The following is a 1,215-nucleotide window of genomic DNA, read 5'->3' as shown; positions in this document are numbered from 1 at the left end:
GAAGGACCAGGTGGCGCGCGCGCGCAGACGAGGACCGAGATCTCGCCGAGGGTGTCCCAGGCGCGGATGTCGACGAGGGTCACGTTGACGACATTTTGTCCGTGGCCGAAGTCGTAGGCCTGCTGGGGGAAGGCCTTGCTGATCGGCTCGTGGATGCGGGCATTGGCCGCGACGACCGTGAGGGTGGAGATCGCCGCGCCCATGGTCCCGGCGAGGGCGAGGCGCCACAGCCGGCGGCGCGAGCGGCGGCCGGAGCGGGGACGGCGGCGGAAGTCCTGCGGGAGCATGCGCAGCACGAGGACGAAGAGCACGAGGGAGAAGGTCTCGACGAGCACCTGGGTCAGGGCGAGGTCGGGCGCCCCGTGCAGGTGGAAGAGCAGCGCGAGCCCGTAGCCGGTGAGGCCGACGAACATCACCGACTGGAGGCGGTTGCGGCCGCGCACGGCGAGGATCGCCGCGGCGATGACGAAGAGCCCGACGGCCGCCTGGCTGAAGGTGTCCCACAGCCGCACCTCGGTGCCGGGCAGGGCGGTGGCGGCGACGACGCCCGGCAGGAGGATGACGACGAGGAAGATCGTGCCGAGGTAGGTCGGCAGCGAGCCGCCCTGGGCGAGGGCGGTGACCTCGACGGCGAAGCGGTCGAGGGCCTTCATGAAGCGCTGGTAGACGCGCTCGGCGTTGACCACCTCGGGCAGCGCGGCCTGGACCCGGGCGAAGGGGGCCCGCCCCACGAAGAGCAGGAGGCCGGCGACGATGGCCACGACGGTCAGCCCGAGGGCCGGGGTGAGGCCGTGCCACAGCGCGAGGTGCTCGGGCTCGGCGCCCGGCAGCGTCTCGGTGTAGGGGTGGAAGAGCTCGGTGAGCAGGTCACCGAAGAAGCCGGACGCCAGGGTCGTGAGCGACAGCAGGACCGGCGCGATGAGCAGCGCGTGGGGTGCGGCGAAGGGGGTGGGGCTCGGGGCGGCGCCGGTCGCCCCTTCGTCGCGAAGGCACCCCAGACGAACCGCGCGGAGTAGGCGACCGTGAGCACGGACCCGGTGACGAGGCCGGCGACGGCCAGCCAGCCGGTGGTCGTCGACAGGGGGCCGTGGGCGGACTCGATGACGGCGGTGAGCGCCGACTCCTTGGCGACGAAGCCGACGAGCGGCGGCAGGCCGGCCATCGAGGCGGCGGACAGGGTCGCGCGCGGCGAGACCGGTGCGGTGCGCCGAGCCG

1 protein-coding gene is annotated in these 1,215 nt (G+C 73.5%); it reads right to left on the bottom strand.

Annotation, left to right across the window (positions count from 1 at the left end):
* A partial coding sequence (mbhE, locus tag AC2W7J_RS18310; RefSeq protein WP_485984208.1) for a hydrogen gas-evolving membrane-bound hydrogenase subunit E occupies positions 1-1,215 on the bottom strand: 1,215 nt, incomplete at both ends.

It is taken from the genome of Janibacter sp. CFPM2_SD2 (genome assembly GCF_057364645.1).
Note: the sequence above shows the minus strand (reverse complement) of the source record. Positions and strands in the feature narration are given on the sequence as shown.